This window comes from Pseudomonas izuensis, assembly GCF_002356535.2.
Lineage (GTDB): Bacteria > Pseudomonadota > Gammaproteobacteria > Pseudomonadales > Pseudomonadaceae > Aquipseudomonas > Aquipseudomonas izuensis.
In genome coordinates, this window is the sequence record NZ_AP017423.2 from 6,241,925 (window position 1) to 6,265,275 (window position 23,351).

21 protein-coding genes are annotated in these 23,351 nt (G+C 60.4%); 8 read left to right on the top strand and 13 right to left on the bottom strand.

The window, feature by feature from the left end; all coding sequences use genetic code 11:
- Positions 1-76: 76 nt before the first annotated feature.
- The gene (locus LAB08_RS27975; RefSeq protein WP_096514588.1) at positions 77-706 is read left to right on the top strand and encodes a glutathione S-transferase; all 630 of its coding nucleotides are present in this window, start codon (positions 77-79) and stop codon (positions 704-706) included.
- A gap of 124 nt (positions 707-830) precedes the next feature.
- On the opposite strand, the gene rloA2 is transcribed toward LAB08_RS27975, so the two are convergent.
- Entirely contained in the window at positions 831-1,331 is a 501-nt protein-coding gene (gene rloA2, locus LAB08_RS27980) for a retropepsin-like aspartic peptidase RloA2 (RefSeq protein WP_096514586.1), read from the bottom strand.
- A 286-nt stretch (positions 1,332-1,617) separates the two neighbouring features.
- Here rloA2 and yihG point away from each other — a divergent pair, with 286 nt between their 5' ends.
- Positions 1,618-2,505: a 1-acylglycerol-3-phosphate O-acyltransferase, YihG family gene (gene yihG, locus LAB08_RS27985; protein ID WP_096514584.1), complete on the top strand. Its 888-nt coding sequence runs from the start codon at positions 1,618-1,620 to the stop codon at positions 2,503-2,505.
- Here the strand turns inward: yihG and LAB08_RS27990 are convergent, their stop codons facing one another.
- Positions 2,506-3,060: a DUF2780 domain-containing protein gene (locus LAB08_RS27990; RefSeq protein ID WP_096514582.1), complete on the bottom strand. Its 555-nt coding sequence runs from the start codon at positions 3,058-3,060 to the stop codon at positions 2,506-2,508.
- A 212-nt stretch (positions 3,061-3,272) separates the two neighbouring features.
- Here LAB08_RS27990 and LAB08_RS27995 point away from each other — a divergent pair, with 212 nt between their 5' ends.
- From LAB08_RS27995 to LAB08_RS28005, 3 genes are read left to right on the top strand one after another with little or no spacing between them, the layout of a single operon-like run.
- Positions 3,273-3,866, top strand: a complete 594-nt coding sequence (locus LAB08_RS27995; RefSeq protein WP_096514580.1) for a fasciclin domain-containing protein — start codon at positions 3,273-3,275, stop codon at positions 3,864-3,866.
- A 55-nt stretch (positions 3,867-3,921) separates the two neighbouring features.
- On the top strand, positions 3,922-4,545 hold the full coding sequence (locus LAB08_RS28000) for an RNA polymerase sigma factor (protein WP_096514578.1): 624 nt from the start codon (positions 3,922-3,924) through the stop codon (positions 4,543-4,545).
- Positions 4,542-5,216, top strand: a complete 675-nt coding sequence (locus LAB08_RS28005) for an anti-sigma factor (protein WP_096514576.1) — start codon at positions 4,542-4,544, stop codon at positions 5,214-5,216. The genes LAB08_RS28000 and LAB08_RS28005 overlap by 4 nt, the downstream gene beginning before the upstream one ends.
- A gap of 59 nt (positions 5,217-5,275) precedes the next feature.
- Here LAB08_RS28005 and fdhA read toward each other — a convergent pair whose 3' ends face one another.
- The 8 genes from fdhA to LAB08_RS28045 all read right to left on the bottom strand — a co-directional run bounded on the left by fdhA (position 5,276) and on the right by LAB08_RS28045 (position 15,396).
- The gene (gene fdhA, locus LAB08_RS28010; protein WP_008057129.1) at positions 5,276-6,475 is read right to left on the bottom strand and encodes a formaldehyde dehydrogenase, glutathione-independent; all 1,200 of its coding nucleotides are present in this window, start codon (positions 6,473-6,475) and stop codon (positions 5,276-5,278) included.
- Between the two features lie 202 nt (positions 6,476-6,677).
- Entirely contained in the window at positions 6,678-7,535 is an 858-nt protein-coding gene (purU, locus tag LAB08_RS28015; protein ID WP_096514574.1) for a formyltetrahydrofolate deformylase, read from the bottom strand.
- Between the two features lie 160 nt (positions 7,536-7,695).
- Entirely contained in the window at positions 7,696-8,328 is a 633-nt protein-coding gene (locus LAB08_RS28020) for a sarcosine oxidase subunit gamma (protein WP_096514572.1), read from the bottom strand.
- A gap of 150 nt (positions 8,329-8,478) precedes the next feature.
- Positions 8,479-11,496 (bottom strand): sarcosine oxidase subunit alpha, encoded by a 3,018-nt coding sequence (locus LAB08_RS28025; protein WP_096514570.1) that lies wholly within the window; start codon positions 11,494-11,496, stop codon positions 8,479-8,481.
- Positions 11,493-11,822: a sarcosine oxidase subunit delta gene (locus LAB08_RS28030; RefSeq protein ID WP_007980417.1), complete on the bottom strand. Its 330-nt coding sequence runs from the start codon at positions 11,820-11,822 to the stop codon at positions 11,493-11,495. The genes LAB08_RS28025 and LAB08_RS28030 overlap by 4 nt, the downstream gene beginning before the upstream one ends.
- 14 nt (positions 11,823-11,836) lie before the next feature.
- Positions 11,837-13,087 (bottom strand): sarcosine oxidase subunit beta, encoded by a 1,251-nt coding sequence (locus tag LAB08_RS28035; RefSeq protein ID WP_003206307.1) that lies wholly within the window; start codon positions 13,085-13,087, stop codon positions 11,837-11,839.
- Between the two features lie 23 nt (positions 13,088-13,110).
- Positions 13,111-14,364: a serine hydroxymethyltransferase gene (glyA, locus tag LAB08_RS28040; RefSeq protein ID WP_096514568.1), complete on the bottom strand. Its 1,254-nt coding sequence runs from the start codon at positions 14,362-14,364 to the stop codon at positions 13,111-13,113.
- Between the two features lie 303 nt (positions 14,365-14,667).
- Entirely contained in the window at positions 14,668-15,396 is a 729-nt protein-coding gene (locus LAB08_RS28045) for a TraX family protein (RefSeq protein ID WP_254007493.1), read from the bottom strand.
- 131 nt (positions 15,397-15,527) lie between these two features.
- Here LAB08_RS28045 and LAB08_RS28050 point away from each other — a divergent pair, with 131 nt between their 5' ends.
- Positions 15,528-16,568 (top strand): threonine aldolase family protein, encoded by a 1,041-nt coding sequence (locus tag LAB08_RS28050; RefSeq protein WP_096514564.1) that lies wholly within the window; start codon positions 15,528-15,530, stop codon positions 16,566-16,568.
- A gap of 213 nt (positions 16,569-16,781) precedes the next feature.
- Positions 16,782-17,606: an SDR family oxidoreductase gene (locus tag LAB08_RS28055; RefSeq protein WP_096514562.1), complete on the top strand. Its 825-nt coding sequence runs from the start codon at positions 16,782-16,784 to the stop codon at positions 17,604-17,606.
- Positions 17,607-17,729: 123 nt separating this feature from the next.
- On the opposite strand, the gene gbcB is transcribed toward LAB08_RS28055, so the two are convergent.
- A complete protein-coding gene (gene gbcB / locus LAB08_RS28060; protein WP_096514560.1) occupies positions 17,730-18,830 on the bottom strand; it encodes a glycine betaine monooxygenase reductase subunit in 1,101 nt (366 codons plus the stop codon).
- Between the two features lie 292 nt (positions 18,831-19,122).
- Here gbcB and gbca point away from each other — a divergent pair, with 292 nt between their 5' ends.
- Entirely contained in the window at positions 19,123-20,418 is a 1,296-nt protein-coding gene (gbca, locus tag LAB08_RS28065) for a glycine betaine monooxygenase oxygenase subunit (RefSeq protein ID WP_096514556.1), read from the top strand.
- A 771-nt stretch (positions 20,419-21,189) separates the two neighbouring features.
- Here the strand turns inward: gbca and LAB08_RS28070 are convergent.
- Positions 21,190-22,419 (bottom strand): retropepsin-like aspartic protease, encoded by a 1,230-nt coding sequence (locus tag LAB08_RS28070; protein ID WP_436799340.1) that lies wholly within the window; start codon positions 22,417-22,419, stop codon positions 21,190-21,192.
- A gap of 214 nt (positions 22,420-22,633) precedes the next feature.
- Positions 22,634-23,200: a GNAT family N-acetyltransferase gene (locus tag LAB08_RS28075; RefSeq protein WP_096514552.1), complete on the bottom strand. Its 567-nt coding sequence runs from the start codon at positions 23,198-23,200 to the stop codon at positions 22,634-22,636.
- Positions 23,201-23,351: the final 151 nt, after the last annotated feature.

Sequence of the window (23,351 nt, forward strand, 5' to 3'; positions counted from 1 at the left end):
GCTCCCACAAGGGATATTGAGCAATCGCCTCAACACGCTATGCTGCCTCGACTCCGCCACCGATCGAGACCCTGCCATGTCCGCCCCGAGCATGACCCTGTACCACAACTCCCTTTCCCCCTTCGTCCGCAAGGTCATGGTGCTGCTGCACGAAACCGGTCAACAGGACCGCGTGGCCCTGCAGAACTGCGTGCTCACGCCGGTCGATCCCGACAAGGCGCTGATCGACGACAACCCCCTGAGCAAAATTCCCGCCCTGCGCCTGGCCGACGGCCATGTCATCCACGACAGCCGGGTGATCCTCGACTACCTCGACCACCAGCACGTCGGCAACCCGCTGATCCCCCGCGAAGGCTCCGCCCGCTGGCGGCGCATGACACTGGCGTCAATGGCCGACGGGATCATGGATGCCGCCGTACTGGTGCGCTACGAAGTCGCCCTGCGCGCCCCGGAAAAACACTGGGACGCCTGGCTCGACGGCCAGCGCGACAAAATCCGCCGCACCCTGGCGCTGCTGGAAAAAGACGCGATTGCCGAGCTGACCAGCCATTTCGACGTGGCGGCGATCAGCGTGGCCTGTGCGTTGGGGTACCTGGATTTGCGCCACCCGGATCTGGACTGGCGCTCGGCGAATCCGCAGTTGGCGGCGTGGTATTTCGAGGTGAGTCAGCGGCCTTCGATGATTGCGACGATGCCGAAAGTTTAAATAATCACGGATAGTCCCGACCTCTTCGCGAACAAGCCCGCTCCCACTTTTGACCGTATTTTAATGAGGGAACGCAGTCGAGTGTGGGAGCCGGTCGCGGCAACAAGTCAAACGCTACTTGAAATCAGCAGTCCGGCTTATCCGCCGTAAACCGCCGCGCCGGATTCACCGCCGCTCCAAACTCACGCAACGCCTTGGCCCCAATCAGCAACGGATAATTGAAGCTGCTGCGGTCCGTCAGGTTGACCTCAACCGTGCGCTTGACGTTGCCCAGGCACAATTCCAGATCAACCACCGGCCGCTTGGTGGGCGCTGCTGCTTCATCCTCGTCTTCTTCGGAGCGGGTCTTGATCTTGCTGATCCGCGCGATCTTGTGCTCGTACACCTTATTGCTCGCATCCTTGGTGGCCAGGCGGAAACGCACCCAGTCTTCGCCATCGCGGGTGAAGGTTTCGATGTCCTTGGCCGACAGCGATGCAGTCAAAGCGCCGGTGTCCATCTTGGCCTTGAGCACTTCGCCGCCGATTTCCGGCAGGGCGATGTATTCGTAGCGTCCGTAGAGGGTCGGTTCGGCGGCCAGGACAGGCAGGGCAATGAGGGACAGCAGTGCGAGGAGGGATTTCACTTGATCGTTGTCCTTGAGAGATGGGCAGCGGGATTTTAGACAGTCAGCCAGAAAATCGTTCGCTCTTCAGATCGCTTCGCGAGCAGGCTCGCTCCCACAGGGGTATGCATTCCATTGTGGGAGCGAGCCTGCTCGCGAAGAGGCCAGTACATTCACCCGAGCATCTGGACATGACATCTTCACTCCAGCCTACCGCCACTAAAGTGAAACATTCGTCATCAGCCGATTTGGCCTGCCGCCCGAAGCCACTTATCATGGCGCGCCCAAACGTTTCCAAGAGTTGCCCATGCGCCGCCTGCTCACCGGCTGTTTCGTCACCCTGCTGCTGTTGCTCAACACTCTGGTCCTGTTCGGGCCGTTGATGGTGTTTGCCCTGCTCAAACTGGTCCTGCCCGGCCGTTTTCGTGATTACGCCTCATGGGCGGTGATGTGGATCGCCGAGACCTGGGCCGAGATCGACAAGCTGATCTTCCGCCTGTGCATCCCTACCCAATGGGACATTCGTGGCGGTGACGATCTCCGCGGCGACACGTCGTACCTGGTGATCAGCAACCATCAATCCTGGGTCGACATCCCGGCGCTGATCCAGACGCTGAACCGGCGCACGCCTTTCTTCAAATTCTTCCTCAAGAAAGAGCTGATCTGGGTGCCGTTCCTGGGCCTGGCGTGGTGGGCGCTGGATTATCCATTCATGAAGCGCTACACCAAGGCGTTTCTGGCGAAAAACCCGGAGCTGGCCGGCAAGGACCTGGAGATCACCAAACAAGCCTGCGAGCTGTTCAAGCGCCAGCCCGTGACCGTGGTCAATTACCTGGAAGGCACGCGCTACACCAGCGCCAAGAGCACCCAGCAACAATCGCCGTTCACCCACCTGCTCAAACCCAAGGCGGGCGGCGTGGCGTTCGTGCTGGCGGCAATGGGCGAACAGCTCGATGCCATCCTCGACGTGACGGTCGTGTATCCGCAGCAAGAGATTCCGGGCTTCTGGGATTTGATCAGCGGCAACGTGCCGAGGGTCATCATCGACATCAAGACCCGCGAACTTGACCCGGCGCTGTGGCAAGGCGATTACGAAAACGATCCGCTGTTTCGTGAACAGGTCCAGAACTGGGTCAACCAGCTCTGGACGGAGAAAGACCAACGCATCGACGCGTTGCGCGCCGAAAGTCGCTGATCAGCTCCCGGTTCCGGCGCCCCAGATCCCGCCCAGGCTTTGCAGCAGCGGACCCGCGACGCCTTGCTGACCGAGGTATTGCAGGATCACCGGGGTGAACAGGCCGATCATGCCGCTGTCCATGCCCAGCGTGGTGAAGGCATTGTTCAGGTCATTGGTATTCTTGACGTTGCCCAAGGCGTTATCCAGCCCCGCCGCCTTGCCGGTCGAACCGAGCAAGCCGGCTATCGCCCCCAGTTCACCGCCACCCGAGAGAATGTCGATCCCCGGCACGCTTTTGGCCAGTTCCGAGTAGTCGGTCGAACTCAACTGATTCTTCGCCAGACCGAGCATCGCCCCGGCGCCGCCGATGGCTTGTTCCGGCGTCACGTTCAATTCGCTCAGCGCACCCAGCAAATCGGCTGTCTCTGAAGTCGGCGCCGCTTGCGTGGCCGCGTTGCCGCCATTCATCCCGGAAATGGCATTGGCCGCATCGCTCAGGCTGAACTGGGCAAAGACCGGGCTGGCCGCCAGTGTCATGAGCGATGCCAGTGCAAAACCGCGTGAAATCTTCATCCAGACACCCTCAATGAAAACCGCCCGGAAATGGGCGGCGAAAAACTGTGCGTTGGACTGACAAGCCCCAACATTGTTCCCAGCCTCCTGTGGGAGCGGGCTTGCTCGCTCCCACAAAAAAACATTCGACGCTGCATCCAGTCTGGCCCGTCGCCCGTATATCAAGCACGGACAGACATTCCTGGCCGATTCCCCACCAGAGGATCATCACCATGAAACGCACTTCGATCAAAACGCCGTTCATTGCCACCCTGCTGACCCTGGCCCTTGGCGGCGCATTCGCCCTGAACACTGTGCAAGCGGCAACCATGAGCCACGACAACGTGACGGTCGGTGGCCAAGCCATGTTGCCGAGCAAAGACATCGTCGATAACGCGGTCAACTCCGCCGACCACACCACCCTGGTCGCCGCCGTGAAAGCCGCCGGTCTGGTCGATACCCTGAAAGGCAAAGGCCCATTCACGGTGTTCGCACCGGTCAACTCAGCTTTCACCGCCCTTCCCGCCGGCACCGTCGATACGCTGCTCAAACCGGAAAACAAGGCCACCCTGAGCAAAATCCTCACCTACCACGTGGTCGCCGGCAAACTCGACATGGCCACCCTGGCCGACAAGATCAAGGCCGGTGGCGGTAAAACCGAGCTCACCACGGTTGCTGGCGGCAAGCTGTGGGCAATGATGAACGGCCCGCACAACATCACCATCAAGGATGAAAAAGGTGACGTCGCCGACATCACCACCTATGACGTGTACCAGTCCAATGGCGTGATACAGGTCATCGACAAAGTGCTGATGCCGAAAAGCTGAGCCCTGCCGCCGACCCCGTGCCTCGGGGTCGGCGGGTTTGCCGAGGTGTCCGACCGTGAATGGAACAACTGCACGGCGTGATCTAACCTCAGCCCTCACACCACCCAACCCGTGTGCCTGGAGAACTGTGACTCCCATCGCCGACGCCGATCAGCTCCGGCAGCTCCTGGCCCAGTGTTCACTGGGGGACCGCCGCGCCTTCGAGACGCTCTACCGCAGTGTCGGTCCTCGGCTGCACGGTGTGGCCCTGCGCTTCATGGGCCGCCCGGACCTTGCGGAAGAAGTGCTGCAGGAAAGCTTCGTGCGCATCTGGAACAACGCTTCGCGCTATGAAGCCCATCTGTCGGCGCCGTTGACCTGGATGATCAACATCACGCGAAATCAGGCCATCGACCAGTTGCGCAAACATCGCGACCGTCCGTTGAGCGATACCGAAGAACAAACGCTGGTGGATGAAAGTCCCTCGGTCGACGAACAGCTGAACAGCGCCCGCGAAGCCAGCGCCCTGAACCGCTGCCTGGACAGCCTCGACGGCATGCAGCGCCAATCGATCACCGTTGCGTACTTTCAGGGCCTGTCATGCGCCGAACTGGCCGAACACCTGGCGGCGCCACTGGGCTCGGTGAAGTCGTGGATCCGCCGTGGCATGGAGCGCCTGCGCAGGTGCCTTGAATCATGAACTATCAGACCCCGACCCTACGCCGCGCCCTCGCCGCCGACTACGCCATCGGCCTGATGCCCCCCGCCGCGCGCCGACGTTTCGAACAGTTGCTGTTGGAAGACGCGGCGCTGCGGGTGGAACTGGCGCAATGGCAAGAGAGCCTCGCCAGCTTGACCGATGCACTCCCCGAGCAGCCGGTGCCGGAGCGGGTCTGGCAAGGCATTACGGCGCGGATCGAACCGCAAGAACTGCATGTCCCGCAGAAACGTCCGTTCTGGAATTGGCTGCGAGTAACAGTCGCAGCGTGCTCACTGGTGATCGCCGTGACCCTTGGCGTGATCTACAACCGTGACGACGCCCGCTACAGCGCCACGCTGGTCAGCGCCGATGCGCAGCCGGCGTTGCGGGTTCGGGCTCATGAGAATTTCCTGCAAGTCGAACCGGTGACACTGGCAGCGGTAGAGCCAGAACACAGTCTGGAGTTGTGGGCAATTCCGGCAGATGGCAAGCCGATTTCTCTCGGGGTGATTCCAGCGGGGGGCAAGGGAAAAGTTGAGTTGAACGACGCGCAGAAAGCACTGATTGGCAAACCGATTGCGCTGGCGGTCAGCCTTGAACCCAAGGGTGGCTCGCCGACCGGACAGCCGACGGGGCCGGTTCTCTATCAAGGGGCTTTGGCGGCGTTGTGAAAATATAGGCTCAAAAAAAACGGCGACCCGAAGGTCGCCGTTTTAGTTTGCGTGAAGCCTTACGCCGCACTAAACAACTTATGCGGATCAATCACAAACTTCTTCGGCACACCCGCATCAAACTCGCCATACCCTTCCGGCGCCTGATCCAGGCTGATCACCTGCACACCCACCACTTCGGCAATGTTGATGCGATCCCACATGATCGCCTGCATCAGCTGGCGGTTGTACTTCATCACCGGGGTCTGGCCGGTGTGGAAGCTGTGGGATTTGGCCCAGCCGAGGCCGAAGCGGATGCTCAGGCTGCCCATTTTCGCGGCAGCGTCCACGGCACCCGGATCTTCGGTGACGTAGAGGCCAGGGATGCCGATCTTGCCGGCAACACGGACCACACCCATCAGCGAGTTGAGCACGGTAGCCGGGGCTTCGTGTTTCACGCCGTCGTGGCCGTGACCGCGGGCTTCGAAGCCCACGGCGTCGATGGCGCAATCCACTTCCGGTTCGCCCAGCAGCGCGGCGATTTGCTCGTGCAGTGGGGTGTCGAGGGACAGGTCGGCGATTTCGAAACCCTGGGCCTTGGCGTGAGCCAGGCGCACGGTGTTGACGTCACCGACGATGACCACTGCTGCACCCAGCAGGCGAGCGGAAGCGGCAGCCGCGAGGCCGACGGGACCTGCACCCGCGATGTAGACGGTGCTGCCAGGGCCAACGCCGGCCGTCACGGCACCGTGGTAGCCGGTTGGCAGGATGTCGGAGAGACAGGTCAGGTCGCGGATTTTAGCCATCGCGCGATCGCGATCAGGCAGTTTCAGCAGGTTGAAGTCGGCGTACGGCACCATGGCGTATTCCGCCTGACCACCGGTCCAGTCGCCCATGTCCACATAGCCATAAGCACCGCCCGGACGCGCCGGGTTAACGCTCAGGCACACGCCGGTGTGCATTTCCTTGCAGGAACGGCAGCGCCCGCAAGCCACGTTGAACGGTACGGACACCAGGTCGCCGATTTGCAGGTTTTCGACGTCGCGGCCCTTCTCGATCACTTCACCGGTGATCTCGTGACCCAGCACCAGGCCGGTTTGAGCGGTGGTACGACCGCGCACCATGTGCTGGTCGGAACCACAGATGTTGGTGGAAACCACACGCAGGATGACGGCGTGTTCGATCTTCCTGCCGCGCGGGTCCTGCATTTTCGGATAGTCGATTTTCTGTACTTCGACCTTGCCAGCGCCGAGATACACCACACCACGATTGCCAGACATGCTTTCACCTCGCTGTTTTGTTTTTATGGATCCGCGTTGCCCAGGCAGGCAGCGCGTTAAGTGCTCGGGTACAGATGCTGTTTCTGTGTTGCCTTTAAGGGCCTCATCGCTGGCAAGCCAGCTCCCACAGTGGGCCGGGATAACCACAGACTTTGTGAACGACACAAAAACCTGTGGGAGCTGGCTTGCCAGCGATGGCGATCTAAAGAACGACGGTTCTGTTGGCGTTCAAAAACACCCTTCTCTCAATGTGATAACCCACAGCCCGCGCCAGGGTCAGCCCTTCGATATCCCGCCCCTTGGCGATCAGGTCTTCGGGATAATGACTGTGATCCACCACTTCGACGCCCTGGGCGATGATCGGCCCTTCGTCGAGGTCGTTGTTGATGTAATGCGCCGTCGCGCCAACCAGTTTCACGCCCTTGTTGTAGGCCTGGTGGTAAGGCTTGGCGCCCTTGAAACCCGGCAGCAGGGAGTGGTGGATGTTGATTGCCTTGCCGTCGAGTTTGCGGCACAACTCCGGCGACAGGACCTGCATGTAGCGGGCAAGGATCACCAGTTCGGCGCCGGACTCTTCGATCACCTGCAACACCTGACGCTCCTGGGACGGTTTGTCGTTGGGGTCCAGCGGGAAGTGGTAGTACGGAATCTGGTGCCAGTCGGCCAGCGGTTTGAGGTCCGGGTGGTTGGAAACCACGGCCGCCACGTCCATCGCCAATTGGCCGATGCGCTGGCGGTAGAGCAAATCGTTGAGGCAGTGATCGGCCTTGGACACCATGATCACCACTTTCGGGCGGTGATGCGGCGGGGTCAGCTCGAAGATCATGCCGAATGCTTCTCCGCGCTCGGCAAGGCCCGCACGGAATGACTGCTCGTCGAAGCCGTCAGGCTGGCGGAACTCCACACGAATGAAGAAACGCCCCGAAAGGCGATCATCGAAGGAGTGGTGTTCGGTGACGTAGCAGCTCTGCTCGAACAGAAAGCGGGTCACCGCGTCCACCGTGCCGAGCACGCTGGGGCAGTCGGCAGTCAGAATCCATGTGTCTGGGGCGCGGCTCATAGTGCGGTGACTCCTGAAAAATCGGTGATGAAAACACCTCTTCCTGTGGGAGCGAGCCTGCTCGCGAAGAGGGCGTGTCAGACGACATCAATGTTGTTGATACACCGCCTTCGCGAGCAGGCTCGCTCCCACAGGTGTTCGCCTCCATGGCGGGTTGTGATCAGGCCTGAACGCTCAAGCCGTACTCGGCCGAAGCATCCTGCAACCACAACCACCAGTAATCCGAGAAGCTGCGACGGATCAGCAGTTCCCAGGTGTCTTCGGCAGTGTGGCGAATCATCAGTTGCGACTTGGCGAACACCGTGCCCACAGCCTTGCCCACCGGGAAGTTGTTCGGGTGCACGTCATAGCTGGTGGATTTCATCAGCACCTGGCGCACGTTCGGGCCGCTCAGTTCGAGGATCTGCTGGCCGCCGCTGACGTTGACGATCTGGATGTGCAGGTCGCCCAGCGCTTTGCGCAGCTTTTGCTCGGCGGCGAATTCTTCACCGGTTGGCACGATCAGAAGCCATTCATCCGGCCCCATCCATTGCAGGCTGGTTTCGCCCTTGACGATGACGGTCAGAGCACCCGGCAACTCGATGCCGAGCGCCTTGTGCACGCCGGCGGCGAACGCGGCATCGTGGCCATCGCCACGGATGGTCAGGTGGCCGAGGAGTTTTTTCTCGCGCACGGTCACGCCGGCGCTCTTGCGACCCTTGCCCACCAGGCTGGCGAGGTCGGCATGATGCAGCGACGACTCGGCCTTGGCCCCGGAGGTTGGGCGTTGTTGGTAAACATTGGCTGCGGTCATAAAGCACCTGTTCCTGAATTCTGTTGGCCTTGTGGTGACTGTTCTGCCGTCTTCGCGAGCAGGCTCGTTCCCACAAGGGTTACGCGGTCTCCTGTGGGAGCGAGCCTGCTCGCGAAAGCGTCAGCAGCCGCCCCACAGGACCCAAGGCCATTACACGTTCTGGCGTTCGCCTTTCGGATCGAAGAACACCGAAGACACGATTTCCGCCTCGATCACGCTGCCGTCCGCCAGTGGCGCAAACACACGCTCACCCATGCGGTTCAGGCCGCCCTTGACCACGCCCATGGCGAACGAATAGCCCAGGGAGTTGTGCAGGTAACTGGAGGTCACGTGACCGACCATGGTCATCGGGATCACCTGCTTGGTGTTGAACACCAGTTGCGCACCTTCCGGCAGCCATACATTCGGATCGATCGGCTTCAGGCCAACCAGCTGTTTGCGCTGGTCACGCACGCAGTCTTCACGGTTCATGCCACGCCAGCCGATCCACGAGAACGGTTTGGTACGGCCGACACACCAGCCCATGTTCAGGTCATCCGGGGTCATCGAGCTGTCAGTGTCCTGACCGACGATGATGAAGCCCTTCTCGGCCCGCAGTACGTGCATGGTTTCGGTGCCGTACGGCGTCAGGTTGTACTTCTTGCCGGCGTCGACGATTTTCTCGAGCACGCCCATGGCGTAGTCGGCTTGCACGTTGACTTCGTACGACAGCTCACCGGTAAACGAAATCCGGAACACCCGCGCCGGCACACCGCCCACTTCACCTTCTTTCCAGGTCATGAACGGGAAGGCTTCGTTGCTCAGGTCGATGTCGGTGACTTCGCTGAGCAGCTTGCGGCTGTTCGGCCCGGACAGGGTCATGGTCGCCCAGTGATCGGTCACGGAGGTGAAGTACACCTTCAGGTCAGGCCATTCGGTCTGGTGGTACAGCTCCAGCCATTGCAGTACGCGTGCAGCGCCACCGGTGGTGGTGGTCATCACGAAGTGGTTGTCCGCCAGACAGGCGGTCACGCCGTCGTCGAACACCATGCCGTCTTCTTTGCACATCAGGCCGTAACGGGCCTTGCCCACGTCGAGCTTGGTCCAGGCGTTGGTGTACACGCGGTTGAGGAACTCGCGGGCATCCGGACCCTGGATGTCGATCTTGCCCAGGGTCGAAGCGTCCAGCAGGCCGACGCTGTCGCGCACGGCTTTGCATTCGCGCTTCACTGCCGCGTGCATGTCTTCACCGGACTTCGGGAAGTACCACGGACGTTTCCACTGACCAACGTCTTCAAACTCGGCGCCGTTTTTCAGGTGCCATTGATGCAGCGCGGTGTAGCGCACTGGCTCGAAGATGTGCCCGCAGTGACGGCCGGCCACGGCGCCGAAAGTCACCGGCGTGTAGTTCGGACGGAACATGGTGGTGCCCATCTGCGGGATGGTCACGTTCAGCGAACGGGCGGCAATGGCCAGACCATTGACGTTACCCAGCTTGCCCTGATCGGTGCCGAAGCCCAGCGCGGTGTAGCGCTTGACGTGTTCGACCGACTCGAAGCCTTCGCGGGTCGCCAGTTCGATGGCAGCGGCGGTGACGTCGTTTTGCAGGTCGACGAATTGCTTCGGCGCCCGTGCGGTGTTCTTTTCATGAGGCACCTGGAACAGCGCCAGGGTTGGCTCTTCCAGGCGGGCCAGAGCCTTCGGCAGCGTCGCTTCGACCGCACCGAAACCGGCTTCGCTGGCAGCGCGCACGCCCCCTTCAAAACCATCGGCCAGGGAATCGCCAAGGCCATAGACGCCGTTGATGCCACCCACGCACACGCGTTTCTGCGGTGCTTCGCCCGGTACGAAACCGAGGATGTCTTCACGCCAGATCGGCTTGCCGCCCAGGTGCGAAGCCAAGTGAACCACCGGGCTGTAGCCGCCGGAGCTGGCGACGATGTCGCAGTCGAGCCACTCGCCAGGGCTGGTGACTTTGTGGCCTTTCACATCGATGGCCGCGACGCGTGCAGCGGTGACGCGCTTGCTGCCACGGGCCTCGATCACGGCGCTGCCGGTGAGGATGCGAATACCTTTGGCGCGTGCCTCTTCCACCAGCGCACCCCGTGGGTTGCTGCGGGCGTCGGCGATGGCCACCACTTGCAGGCTGGCATCGAGCCAATCCAGGGCCACGCGATAGGCGTGATCGTTGTTGGTGGACAGCACCAGTTTTTTGCCCGGTGCCACGCCGTAACGGCGCACGTAAGTCGACACAGCGCCGGCCAGCATGTTGCCCGGCACGTCGTTGTTGCCGTACACCAGTGGACGCTCGTGAGCGCCGGTCGCCAGCACTACACGCTTGGCACGAACCCGGTGGATGCGCTGACGTACCTGGCCAATCGGTGCGCGGTCGCCGAGGTGATCGGTGAGGCGTTCGTGAATGGTCAGGAAATTATGGTCGTGGTAGCCGTTGACCGTGGCGCGCGGCAACAGCAGCACGTCCGGGGTGTTCTTCAGCTCGGCGATGACGCTGGCGACCCACTCCACGGCAGGCTTGCCGTCCAGGCTTTCGCGGGAGTCGAGCAGGCTGCCGCCGAACTCTTCCTGCTCATCGGCGAGGATCACACGCGCACCGCTGCGTGCAGCCGCCAGTGCTGCCGCCAGGCCAGCAGGGCCGGCGCCGACGATCAGTACGTCGCAGTGCTGGTTCATGTAGTCGTAGGTGTCCGGATCGTTTTCGGTCGGCGAACGACCAAGACCGGCAGCCTTACGAATGTACTTCTCGTAGGTCATCCAGAACGATTGTGGGTACATGAAGGTTTTGTAGTAGAAGCCCGGCGGCATCAGCTTGCCGCCGACCTTGCCGAGAATCCCCATCATGTCGTTGTTCACGCTCGGCCAGCCGTTGGTGCTGGTGGCGACCAGGCCTTGGTACAGCGCTTGTTGCGTGGCGCGTACGTTCGGAATCTGCGTGGCTTCGGTGGCGCCGATCTGCAGCACCGCGTTCGGCTCTTCGGCACCGGCGGCGAAAATGCCCCGTGGGCGCGAGTATTTGAAGCTGCGACCGATGATGTCGACGCCGTTGGCCAGCAGTGCAGCAGCCAGGGAGTCGCCTTCGAAGCCTTTGTAGCTCTGGCCGTTGAAGGTGAAGCTCAGGACTTTGTTGCGGTCGATCCGTCCGCCATTGGACAGGCGATTGATCTGGCTCATACCTTCTCTCCCAGAGCCGTGCTGGCCGCTTTCGGGCTATCGGTCTTGTCGGTGAATTGTGGCTTGGTGCCGATCTTGTAGGTTTCGAGAATCTCGTAGGTCACGGTGTCGCGGGTGACGTTGAAGTACTGGCGGCAACCGGCGACGTGATCCCACAGCTCGTGGTGCAGGCCGCGAGGGTTATCGCGGAAGAACATATAGTCGCCCCACTCCTCGTCGGTGCAGCTGTTCGGATCCAGTGGACGCGGAATGTGCGCCTGGCCGGATGCATGGAATTCCTCTTCGGAGCGCAGTTCGCCGCAGTGAGGACAGAAGATATGCAACATGGGGATTTCTCCTGTTAGTGGGCAACCGCAGCAGCGCCGTGTTCATCGATCAACGCACCGTTGTGGAAACGGTCGATGGAGAAAGGTGCGGCCAATGGGTGCATTTCACCCTTGGCCAGGCTCGCGGCAAATACGTTGCCCGAGCCAGGTGTTGCCTTGAAGCCGCCGGTGCCCCAACCGCAGTTGAAGAACATGTTCGGTACCGGGGTTTTCGAGATGATCGGGCAGGCATCAGGCGTCGTATCGACGATGCCGCCCCACTGACGGTTCATACGGACACGGGACAGCACCGGGAACATTTCGACGATGGCCTGGATGGTGTGCTCGATCACCGGGTACGAACCACGCTGGCCGTAGCCGTTGTAGCCGTCGATACCGGCGCCGATCACCAGGTCGCCCTTGTCGGACTGGCTGATGTAACCGTGTACGGCGTTGGACATGATCACGCTGTCGATGATCGGCTTGATCGGCTCGGACACCAGCGCTTGCAGCGGGTGCGATTCGATCGGCAGGCGGAAACCGGCCAGTTTGGCCATGTGCCCGGAGTTACCGGCGGTCACTACACCGACGCGCTTGGCGCCGATGAAGCCCTTGTTGGTTTCCACCCCGATGCACACGCCGTTTTCCTTGCGGAAACCGATCACTTCGGTCTGCTGGATCAGGTCCACGCCGAGGGCGTCGGCGGCACGGGCAAAGCCCCAGGCCACGGCATCGTGACGGGCCACGCCGCCGCGACGCTGGACGGTGGCGCCCATCACCGGGTAGCGGGTGTTCTTCGAGCAGTCCAGGTACGGAATCTCGTCCGCGACCTGTTTTGCGTTGAGCAGCTCGCCGTCCACGCCGTTGAGGCGGTTGGCGCTGACCCGACGCTCGGAATCACGGATGTCCTGCAGGGTGTGGCACAGGTTGTAGACGCCGCGCTGGGAGAACATCACGTTGTAGTTCAGGTCCTGGGACAGGCCTTCCCACAGTTTCATCGCATGTTCGTACAGGTGCGCCGACTCGTCCCACAGGTAGTTGGAGCGAACGATGGTGGTGTTGCGCGCGGTGTTACCGCCGCCCAACCAGCCCTTTTCGACCACGGCCACGTTGGTGATGCCGTGTTCCTTGGCCAGGTAGTAGGCGGTCGCCAGACCATGCCCGCCGCCGCCGACGATGACCACGTCGTAGACCTTTTTCGGGGTCGGTGTACGCCACATCCGCTGCCAGTTTTCGTGGTGGCTGAGGGAGTGTTTGAAGAGGCCGAAGCCTGAGTAGCGTTGCATAGTCATTTACTCCAAAACCGCACTCAGCGATAAACCGGGAAGTCCGCGCACAGGGCCGAAACCTGCTGGGCGACATTGGCCTCGACATCGGCGTCGCCGAGGTTGTCGAGGATGTCGCAGATCCAGCCGGCCAGCGTGACGCACTGGGTCACCTTGAAGCCGCGCGTGGTCACCGCCGGGGTGCCGATACGCAGGCCGGAGGTCACGAACGGCGACTGCGGATCGTTCGGGACAGCGTTCTTGTTCACAGTGATGTGGGCGCGACCGAGGGCTGCGTCTGCTTCTTTACCGGTGAGGCCCTGACGGATCAGGCTGACCAGGAACAGGTGGTTATCGGTACCGCCGGACACTACATCGTAGCCGCGTTTGATAAACACGCCGGCCATCGCCTGGGCGTTGTCGATCACTTGCTGCTGATAGGCCTTGAAGCCTGGCTCCAGCGCTTCCTTGAAGCACACCGCCTTACCGGCGATCACGTGCATCAGCGGGCCACCCTGGGCACCGGGGAATACCGCCGCGTTGAGCTTCTTCTCGATTTCTTCGTTGGACTTGGCCAGGATCAGGCCGCCACGTGGACCACGCAGGGTCTTGTGGGTGGTGGTGGTCACCACGTCGGCGTAAGGCAGCGGGTTCGGGTACAGGCCGGCAGCGACCAGACCGGCCACGTGGGCCATGTCGACGAACAGCAGCGCGCCCACCTTGTCGGCGATCTGACGGAAGCGCGGGAAGTCCAGGGTCTTGGAGTAAGCGGAGAAACCGGCAACGATCATCTTCGGCTTGTGCTCGACGGCCAGGCGCTCGACTTCGTCGTAATCGATCAGGCCGGTCTTGGTGTCGATACCGTATTGAACGGCGTTGTACAGCTTGCCCGAGGACGACACCTTGGCACCGTGGGTCAGGTGACCACCGTGGGCCAGGCTCATGCCCAGGATGGTGTCGCCGGCTTGCAGCAGGGCCAGGTACACGGCGCTGTTGGCCGAGGAACCGGAGTGCGGCTGCACGTTGGCGTAATCGGCGCCGAACAGTTGCTTGGCGCGTTCGATGGCCAGGGCTTCAACCTTGTCGACGTGTTCGCAGCCACCGTAGTAGCGCTTGCCCGGATAACCTTCGGCGTATTTGTTGGTCAGGCCGCTGCCTTGCGCTTCCATCACGCGCTTGCTGGTGTAGTTCTCGGACGCGATCAGCTCGATGTGATCTTCCTGACGTTGCTCCTCGGCATTCATCGCCGCCAGCAGTGCATCGTCGTAACCCTGGATCTGGTCTTGCTTGCTGAACATCGCGTCTCTCCCAGCGGCATCTGTGCGCCATTCGTCTCGGTAAGGCACTGGCGTTTCGGCAGTGCCCTTTGATAGCGATGGTATGACCGAGGCAGACAGGTCAAATGCCTATGGGCGCCACGTAAAGGTGCGTTTACGACATGGCGGGAAATGGCAGGCCGGGTACAGTCCGCGAACCAGCCGAAATCCCCTGTGGGAGCGAGCCTGCTCGCGAAGGCGATGGGTCAGCAACGTTGATGTCGCCTGACACTCCCTCTTCGCGAGCAGGCTCGCTCCCACAGGGTTTGCATCCAGTTCCCGGGGTTAAGCGAGAACCTGTCGCAATGCCAGCAAAACGAGGAAATGCGCGGGATACAAGGCATACGCCCAGCGCCGCATCGGCGGTGGTTTTACGGCGTGGGCGTGTCGCAACAGGAACAGCCCCAGCCATGGCGCAATCAGACAAGTGGCAATGGCCGCCATCGCCACGTGATTACCCAATCGAATGGCGTAATACAGCACCTGCCACTGATTGGCCGCCAGGCAGACCAGCCCCGGCAGCAACGCGAAATACCAGGGACGCCGAATCACCAGCAGCATCGCCAACGGCAACAGAACACCGAAAAAACCGAACATCAGTCGCCCCCAAAACAGCGCCGCCAGAACCAGCGCTGCGCCAGCCAACAATCGCGCCTGCAACGTGCGGTCTCGCCAGCCCCGCGCCACCAGCAAGCCCAAGGCAAGGGTGGGCAACACGTTCAAGGTGTCGGGATCGGGAATGTAGATTCGGTAGGGAATTTCACTCACGGCGCTAAACAGCAGCAACCAGCCCAAGTATCGCCACTGCCCGCTGGCCGGGACCACCTCGGTCCGCGCCAGATTCGCCGCCATCGCCAGGCAGAACCACGGGAACGCCAGACGCCCCGGCACATACAGCCAATCGGCGGAGTAACCGACATATCGCAGGTGATCGAGCACCATGCTCAGCAGCGCCAGCCACTTGAGCAAATCCACTGCACGGTCGCGCTGCTTTAAGTCAATAGACACGTGCATAATTGCCCGGCATCCCAGTAAATTTCTGACAGTGACATCCCGTGCGCCCCCCGGACGATCTTCGGTAAAGTGCGCACCATCATTGACCACGAGGCGCCTCACCATAGGCGCCTCGACCACGGAAGCAGGCCATGACCGATAAGAGCCAACAATTCGCCAGCGACAACTATTCCGGCATTTGCCCTGAAGCCTGGGCTGCCATGGAACAGGCCAACCATGGCCACCAGCGCGCCTACGGCGACGACGAGTGGACCGCCCGCGCGTCCGACGATTTCCGCAAGCTGTTCGAAACCGACTGCGAAGTGTTCTTCGCCTTCAACGGTACCGCCGCCAACTCCCTGGCCCTGTCGTCGCTGTGCCAGAGTTACCACAGCGTGATCTGCTCGGAAACCGCCCACGTCGAAACCGACGAATGCGGCGCGCCGGAATTTTTCTCCAACGGTTCCAAACTGCTGATCGCCCGCACCGAAAACGGCAAGCTGACCCCGGAGTCGATCCGCGAAATCGCCCTCAAGCGCCAGGACATCCACTACCCGAAACCTCGCGTGGTGACCCTGACTCAGGCCACCGAAGTCGGCAGCGTCTACACCCCGGACGAAATCCGCGCCATCAGCGCCACCTGCAAGGAACTGGGCCTGAACCTGCACATGGACGGCGCGCGTTTCTCCAATGCCTGCGCTTTCCTCGGCTGCTCACCGGCCGACCTGACCTGGAAAGCCGGTGTCGATGTGCTGTGCTTCGGCGGCACGAAAAACGGCATGGCCGTGGGTGAGGCGATTCTGTTCTTCAACCACAAACTGGCTGAAGACTTCGATTACCGCTGCAAACAGGCCGGTCAATTGGCGTCGAAAATGCGCTTCCTGTCTGCGCCCTGGGTCGGGATTCTGGAAAACGGCGCCTGGCTCAAATACGCCCGCCACGCCAACCATTGCGCGCAACTGCTGGCCGAACTGGTCAGCGACATACCGGGTGTGGAACTGATGTTCCCAGTCCAGGCCAACGGCGTGTTCCTGCAACTGTCGGAACCGGCCATCGCCGCGCTGACGGCCAAGGGCTGGCGTTTCTACACCTTCATCGGCAACGGTGGCGCACGCTTCATGTGCTCGTGGGATACCGAGGAAGAGCGCGTACGCGAGTTGGCCCGCGATATCCGCCAAGTCATGTCGCACTAAACATCCAGAGCTAATGCAACCCCTGTGGGAGCGAGCCTGCTCGCGAAGGCGTCCTGACATTCAACATTGATGTTGTCTGACCCGGCGCTTTCGCGAGCAGGCTCGCTCCCACAAGTAAATCCCCCGCCGAATTTCCCCTGACCGTTCGCACCTGAAGTCTTGGTCTACATTGTCTGTCGAGCCGTACAGACAATAACAATCAGGAGCGTACGCATGTCACTGCAAGGCAAAACCCTGTTCATCACCGGCGCCAGCCGTGGCATCGGTCGCGAGATCGCACTGCGCGCCGCACGCGACGGTGCCAACATCGTGATCGCCGCCAAAAGTGCCGAACCGCACCCCAAACTGCCGGGCACGATCTACAGCGTGGCCGAGGAAGTCGAAGCGGCTGGCGGCAAGGCGCTGGCATTGCAGGTGGATGTGCGCGATGAAGTGGCCGTGCATCAAGCCCTGGCCCGGGCCAATGAACATTTCGGCGGCATCGATGCGCTGGTCAACAACGCCGGGGCGATCAAGCTGACCGGCGTTCAGCACCTCGAACTCAAGCGCTTCGACCTGATGCACCAGATCAACACCCGCGCCGTACTGCTGTGCAGTCAGGCGGCGTTGCCTTACCTGAAAAAATTCGCCGGCCACATCCTCAACCTGTCGCCACCGTTGAACCTGGCCACCCAGTGGTTCGCCCAATACAGCCCCTACACCGTGACCAAATACGGCATGAGCATGCTGACGCTGGGCATGAGCGAGGAATTCAGGAATTACGGCATCAGCGTCAACTCGCTGTGGCCGCAGACCATGATTGCCACGGCGGCCATTGAATTTCAGCTGGGGTCACGGGAATCGTTCAAGCATGCGCGCACGCCGGCGATCATGGCGGATGCCGCCCACGTGATTCTGAGCAGCACAAACCGCAGCCTGACGGGGCGCTTGCTGATTGATGAGGAAATACTGCGGGAAAACGGCGTAACCGAGTTCGAACACTATCGGTTTGCGCCAGGCACCAGCGACAAGCTGATGCCGGATCTGTTCATTGATTGAAGAAACACAAAAACCTGTGGGAGCGAGCCTGCTCGCGAAAGCACCGGGTCAGTCAACATCAATGTTGAATGTCAGTACGCCTTCGCGAGCAGGCTCGCTCCCACATAGGATCATCGGTGTGGATCAGTACTCGATCCGCACATCCCCCTTCGGCACACTGCAGCACGACAGGATGTACCCTTCGGCTTCGTCCTCTTCGGTGATCCCGCCGTTGTGTTCCATCTCCACTTCGCCGCCCAGCTTCAATACCTTGCAGGTGCCGCAGATGCCCATGCCGCATGCTTTCGGTATCAGCAAACCGGCCTTGGCCGCCGCCGCATGCACGGTCTCGCCCGGCGCCACGCGAATGCTCTTGCCGGACGCGGTGAACTCCACTTGATGCAGGTCCGCCGCATCGACTTGCGGCGCATCGGCGGCCTGTTCGGCATTCTCCACGGCATCGGCGATGGCCTCTGGCGGCGTGGCACCGAATGACTCCTCGTGGTAGCGCTTCATGTTGAAGCCAGCGTTTTCCAGCAGGCGCTTGACCGCATTCATGTATGGCGTCGGACCGCAGCAGAACACTTCGCGCTCAAGGAAGTCAGGGACCATCAGTTCGAGCATCTTGTGGTTCAGATAACCGCGATAGCCGGCCCAGGGTTCACCGAAACCATGCTTTTCACAGATCAGGTGCAGGCTGAAGTTTTCGATCCGCGCCGCCATGTGTTCCAGCTCGCGGTGATAAATGATGTCTTTCGGCGAGCGGGCACTGTGGATAAACGCCATATCGACATTGCCGTTGGTATCGAAGAACCAGCGCGCCATGGACATGCACGGCGTGATGCCCACGCCACCGCTGAGGTACAGCACCTTGGGGTTCGGGAAGTCGATGGCGTTGAACAGCCCGACCGGCCCGTGCACCGCCAGTTCGTAGCCTTCATGCAAGGTGTCATGCAGCCAGTTCGAAACCTTGCCGCCCGGCACGCGCTTGATGGTCACCGAAAAGCTGTACGGCACCGACGGCGAGCTGGAAATGGTGTACGAGCGCATGATCGGCTGGCCTTCGATCTCCAGCTCCAGGGTGACGAACTGCCCCGGCTTGAAGAAGAACATGATCGGCTGATCGGCCATGAAGCAAAAGGTGCGCACATCCCAGGTTTCCTGGATGACTTTGACGCAACGGACGATGTGCCGACCATTGGCCCAGGTCTGGGTGGTTACCGGGTTCAGGAAGTTATTGGACATGCTGATCTCCACGGCCGACTGTCGGCCTTCATGTTGGCGATTCTGCGTATAGCGCAGATCACCCATTTACCTATCTGCGACATTCACATGCTTATCGCGACCAGCCCCCAACGACCGGGGCTTGCGCGTCGGGAACAGATTGCACCATGTCGCCCATGGATAAGGTTCTGGACAGCGTCGGCCCCACACTCGCCCCATACCAAGACATAATCTTTACACCTTGCGTAGCAACCCTGACCCAACCTGATTAGCCACTTTCGCCGGCCACGCAGATGGCCTTGAGGATTAAACGATGGACGTCACTACTACCCTGAGCCTGGGCGATCCGCTGGAACCCGCACGCAAGGCCACTGCCCAGATGCTGCAAGAGCGCGAGCGCACCTTCTCGCTGCCGCAGCCGTTTTACTCCGACGAGCGCCTGTTTGATATCGACATGCAGGAGATTTTCCAGAAAGAGTGGTTGATCGCCGGCATGACCTGCGAAATTCCCGCCAAGGGCAACTACCTGACCCTGCAAATCGGCAAGAACCCGATCATCGTGATTCGCGGTGCCGAAGGCGTGGTGCACGCGTTCCATAACGTCTGCCGCCACCGTGGTTCGCGCCTGTGCACCAGCGACAAGGGTAAGGTCGCCAAACTGGTCTGCCACTACCACCAGTGGACCTACGAACTGGACGGTCGCCTGCTGTTCGCCGGCACCGAGATGGGCGACGACTTCGACATGAAGCAGTACGGCCTCAAACCGGTGAACGTGAAGACCGCTGGCGGCTACATCTTCGTCAGCCTCGCGGAAAACCCGCCGGCCATCGATGACTTCCTGTCGACGCTCAACCATTACATGGAACCGTACGACATGGAGAACACCAAGGTGGCAATCACCACCACCTTGATGGAAAAGGCCAACTGGAAGCTTGTGCTGGAAAACAACCGCGAGTGCTACCACTGCAACGCGTCGCACCCGGAACTGCTGAAAACCCTGCTGGAGTGGGACGACGTCACCGACCCGCGCGCCGACCAGGCGTTCAAGGACCACGTCGCCGCCTCCGCCGCGTCTTGGGAAGCCGAGAAGATCCCTTACGCCCATGCCAGTTTCGGCCTGCGCAACCGCATCGTGCGCATGCCGCTGCTCAAGGGCACCGTGTCGATGACCATCGACGGCAAACAAGGCTGCGCCAAACTCATGGGCCGCATCAAGAACCCTGACCTGGGCTCGATGCGCATCCTGCACCTGCCGCACTCCTGGAACCACTGCATGGGCGACCACATCATTGTGTTCACCGTGTGGCCGATCAGCGCCCAGGAAACCATGGTCACCACCAAGTGGCTCGTCCACAAGGACGCGGTCGAAGGCGTGGACTACGACGTGGAGCGCATGCGCCAGGTCTGGGACGCCACCAACGACCAGGACCGTCGCCTGGCCGAAGAGAACCAGCGCGGCATCAACTCCACAGCCTACCAGCCAGGGCCTTACTCCAAGACCTATGAATTCGGTGTGGTGAACTTCGTGGACTGGTACAGCGAGCGTCTGCTGAGCAACCTGGGGGCCGAGCCTGCGCCTTACCTCAAAGGCGTCCCGGTTCAAGGCTAAAGTCAAAAGCTTCGCGAGCAGGCTCGCTCCCACAGTGGTTCTATGTACGACATAGATCAAATGTGGGAGCGAGCCTGCTCGCGAAAGCGCCCTCTCTGACAACACATCCCTCCTGATTCACCTTAAATGGTTTAGAACTGTACGAAATATGATCTATTCCGTTCAGCGCTAAGCCCTGTGCGGCTCCCAGCCTTCCGCAAACAAGTTATCCACATCTCCACCCACAGCAAATGGGGACAACTGTGGACATATTGAAAACTTTCTCCACAGAAACCGAAGAAAATCCGTGACTTATTCAGAATCAGGGTTTTCCTCAACGACTGATCAATTTTTGATCAAACCCTTGAAAGCCCTGCAATACCTGGCTTTCAGCGTATAGCGAACACCTTATCCACAGAAGCGCCAACAGACTTTGGGGGCAACTTCTCCACCGCTGTGGAAAACCGCTGTAAGCCGCGAAATTAATGGCTTCCGGCACGATTGAACCGTTAAAAGCGATGGATTGATCAATTTTTAACCAGAAGCACGAAAGCCACGTCTTGTATGGCCTGTAGCGGTCAGCGAACATCTTATCCACAGAAGCGCCAACAGAGATTGGGGGCAAGTCCTGTACTTATCCTCTGAAAAAACCCATGAAAAACCGCAGCTTAGGCTGGTTGTTTTTTGAACGAAGGGCTACAGGCCACGGTTTACAAGGGATTTAGCAAGGGGCGAACACGTTATCCACAGAACCGCCAACAGGGATTGTGGGTAAACATAGCCAGGCACTCATCAAACCTTGTTAAAACACGACCGTCCCGCTTCGATATCCAGATTCAACTCAAAATCATCGAATGCCCGCCACCCCAGCAAAACGGACGGCACATACCGCCCCTGCACCCACGACGGCGGGATGGTGAAGCCCGGGTAGTATTTGTAAGTGATCGGCAGGCTTTGACCGGGCAGGTTCAGCACGCCTTTGAAGCGTTGGTAGCGATGTCTATCGGAGGTTTCGGGTGGGGAATTGCCAGGGGTCATGGCCTGCACGACATTGATCTGCTCACCCGGCATAGCCGACGTCAGGTAGTCGACATTGCCGGTATCGACGATGGCCTGTGTCGCCCGGTTGTCCAGGTTTGCGGCGATGGCCAGCCGCTGGTTGAGGTCGTTACGGGAGTAGTTGATTGGCGAGTCGCAGCGCGGGGATAGTGTGGGGTTGAGCTCCAGGGTTTTACGGGTCAACTTCAGCCGCCCCAGCTTGCTGATCAGATCCAGTCCCAGCAGGTTGTCCCGATCGCTGACAAACACCAGCACGTTGCGAAATTCACTGGTGCCCACCTTCAACGAGTCGAGAATGCCGAGCCGGGCGGACAGGTTGCCCTCGCCGTAGAACGTGCTGTAGGCGTAGTGGGAGTCGGTCAGCAACTTGATCCCCATCTGCCGGGCGGTGTCGACATTGACCCGGGTTTGCGGGGCCCCGGTGTCGAGGACGAAACGGGCCGAATGACCATTGGCCGCAGCGACATCGATGAAGGGCAGCTGCTCTCCGGCAATGAAATAGTCACTGGCATACGGATGAATCCTGAGGACTTCACGCTGTGATGTTTTTTTCACCGTGAAATCGCCAGTCGTCCCCAGGGTCGACAGAGACTGCTCCCCGAACATCGAGAACAACATGTTCAGCTCTTGATCGGCCTCTATGGCCGGCGCATGTTTGCGCTTGATCGCCAGATAGTAATCGGGCAGTTGATTGGCGGCCTTGAGCTCGAACATGCGGGCGATCACCGTCACGGAGCAATCCAGGTTCTTCGCCGCATCCAGCACACGGTCGCAACGCTCGCGCATTTGCGTCAGGGAGGCTTTTTGTCCCTGGTCAGACGCCAACCATTGATTGAAGTCCTGCTCGGGCTCATAAAGCGGTACAGGCTTGTTCAGCCGTGTATCGGCCAACGTTCCTGGCGAAAAAATGGCAACCCATACAAACAGAAACAGCGTTAGAGGCTTCATCGCCAACCCGCTCATAAAAACCAGGTTTTATGATCAGCGCTGAATCTCTGAAAGCTCCGTAACTGCGTGCTGCACCCTTACCAGCGCACAGTAAAATGTAGTTCAACGTGAAGGGGAAAGGCTTCCTGTAGGAGCCGGCTTGCTGGCGAAAGCGGTGTGTCAGGCGACATCCTTGTTGGATGTGATAGCCTCTTCGCGGGCAAGCCTCGCTCCTACAGAAGATTTGACGCTAAGGCCGATACATCAGGTAAGCCTCACCTGTCACCCGAATCATCGGATGCGGCGTGATCTGGCATCGATCAACGATACGGAAACCATGACGTTCATAGAATCGCCGGGCGCCGGTGTTGGCGGCGTAGTCGATCAGGCTCAGGCCGTTGAGCCCCAACTGATTGGCGCGATCGTAGGCGTAGGCGAGGAACACTTTGCCCAGGCCCTGATTGCGCCAGCCTTCATGCAGCGCCAGGCTGGAAATGTAGAGGGTGTCGGGGATTTCCATCGTGGCATAGGGTGCCAGCACAGGATCGGTCACCGGCGCCGCGAATGGATCGTGACGCATCACATAGCTGTGCATCATGCCCACGACCTGCCCTTGCGCCTCGGCGATCAGGCAGTTTTGCCAGGAAAAATCCACGTCGTCACGGGCGTAGCGCAGGGCGCCGACGTCCAGCAGATCCTGGCCAGGCTCTGCGATCTGGCTCCAGATGTAATCCGAAGCGCCCTCTGATGAAATCTGGAACAAGCGCGCAATCTCCCGCGCATCGGCGCGGACTGCCGAACGAAATTCAACTGCCATTGTTTCCCCATGAATTCTGGTAATGCGGGCAACCGGTGGGATGGGTGTTAGCCGCAGGGCTTAACGTTCACCGAAGATCAAAAATTGTAGGAGCGAGCCTGCTCGCGAAAAACTTGAGGACACCAGGTTCATTCAGGCAGCCCGCGTCATC

Coding starts and splice junctions, on each gene's coding strand:
- LAB08_RS28045 (WP_254007493.1), bottom strand. CDS start 15,396: ATGCACGTGTCTATTGACTTAAAGCAGCGCGACCGTGCAGTGGATTTG.
- LAB08_RS28005 (WP_096514576.1), top strand. CDS start 4,542: ATGAACTATCAGACCCCGACCCTACGCCGCGCCCTCGCCGCCGACTAC.
- LAB08_RS27990 (WP_096514582.1), bottom strand. CDS start 3,060: ATGAAGATTTCACGCGGTTTTGCACTGGCATCGCTCATGACACTGGCG.
- LAB08_RS28055 (WP_096514562.1), top strand. CDS start 16,782: ATGTCACTGCAAGGCAAAACCCTGTTCATCACCGGCGCCAGCCGTGGC.
- glyA (WP_096514568.1), bottom strand. CDS start 14,364: ATGTTCAGCAAGCAAGACCAGATCCAGGGTTACGACGATGCACTGCTG.
- LAB08_RS27975 (WP_096514588.1), top strand. CDS start 77: ATGTCCGCCCCGAGCATGACCCTGTACCACAACTCCCTTTCCCCCTTC.
- LAB08_RS28075 (WP_096514552.1), bottom strand. CDS start 23,200: ATGGCAGTTGAATTTCGTTCGGCAGTCCGCGCCGATGCGCGGGAGATT.
- LAB08_RS28050 (WP_096514564.1), top strand. CDS start 15,528: ATGACCGATAAGAGCCAACAATTCGCCAGCGACAACTATTCCGGCATT.
- gbca (WP_096514556.1), top strand. CDS start 19,123: ATGGACGTCACTACTACCCTGAGCCTGGGCGATCCGCTGGAACCCGCA.
- fdhA (WP_008057129.1), bottom strand. CDS start 6,475: ATGTCTGGCAATCGTGGTGTGGTGTATCTCGGCGCTGGCAAGGTCGAA.
- LAB08_RS28070 (WP_436799340.1), bottom strand. CDS start 22,419: ATGAGCGGGTTGGCGATGAAGCCTCTAACGCTGTTTCTGTTTGTATGG.
- LAB08_RS28020 (WP_096514572.1), bottom strand. CDS start 8,328: ATGACCGCAGCCAATGTTTACCAACAACGCCCAACCTCCGGGGCCAAG.
- gbcB (WP_096514560.1), bottom strand. CDS start 18,830: ATGTCCAATAACTTCCTGAACCCGGTAACCACCCAGACCTGGGCCAAT.
- LAB08_RS28030 (WP_007980417.1), bottom strand. CDS start 11,822: ATGTTGCATATCTTCTGTCCTCACTGCGGCGAACTGCGCTCCGAAGAG.
- LAB08_RS28025 (WP_096514570.1), bottom strand. CDS start 11,496: ATGAGCCAGATCAATCGCCTGTCCAATGGCGGACGGATCGACCGCAAC.
- LAB08_RS27995 (WP_096514580.1), top strand. CDS start 3,273: ATGAAACGCACTTCGATCAAAACGCCGTTCATTGCCACCCTGCTGACC.
- purU (WP_096514574.1), bottom strand. CDS start 7,535: ATGAGCCGCGCCCCAGACACATGGATTCTGACTGCCGACTGCCCCAGC.
- LAB08_RS28035 (WP_003206307.1), bottom strand. CDS start 13,087: ATGCAACGCTACTCAGGCTTCGGCCTCTTCAAACACTCCCTCAGCCAC.
- yihG (WP_096514584.1), top strand. CDS start 1,618: ATGCGCCGCCTGCTCACCGGCTGTTTCGTCACCCTGCTGCTGTTGCTC.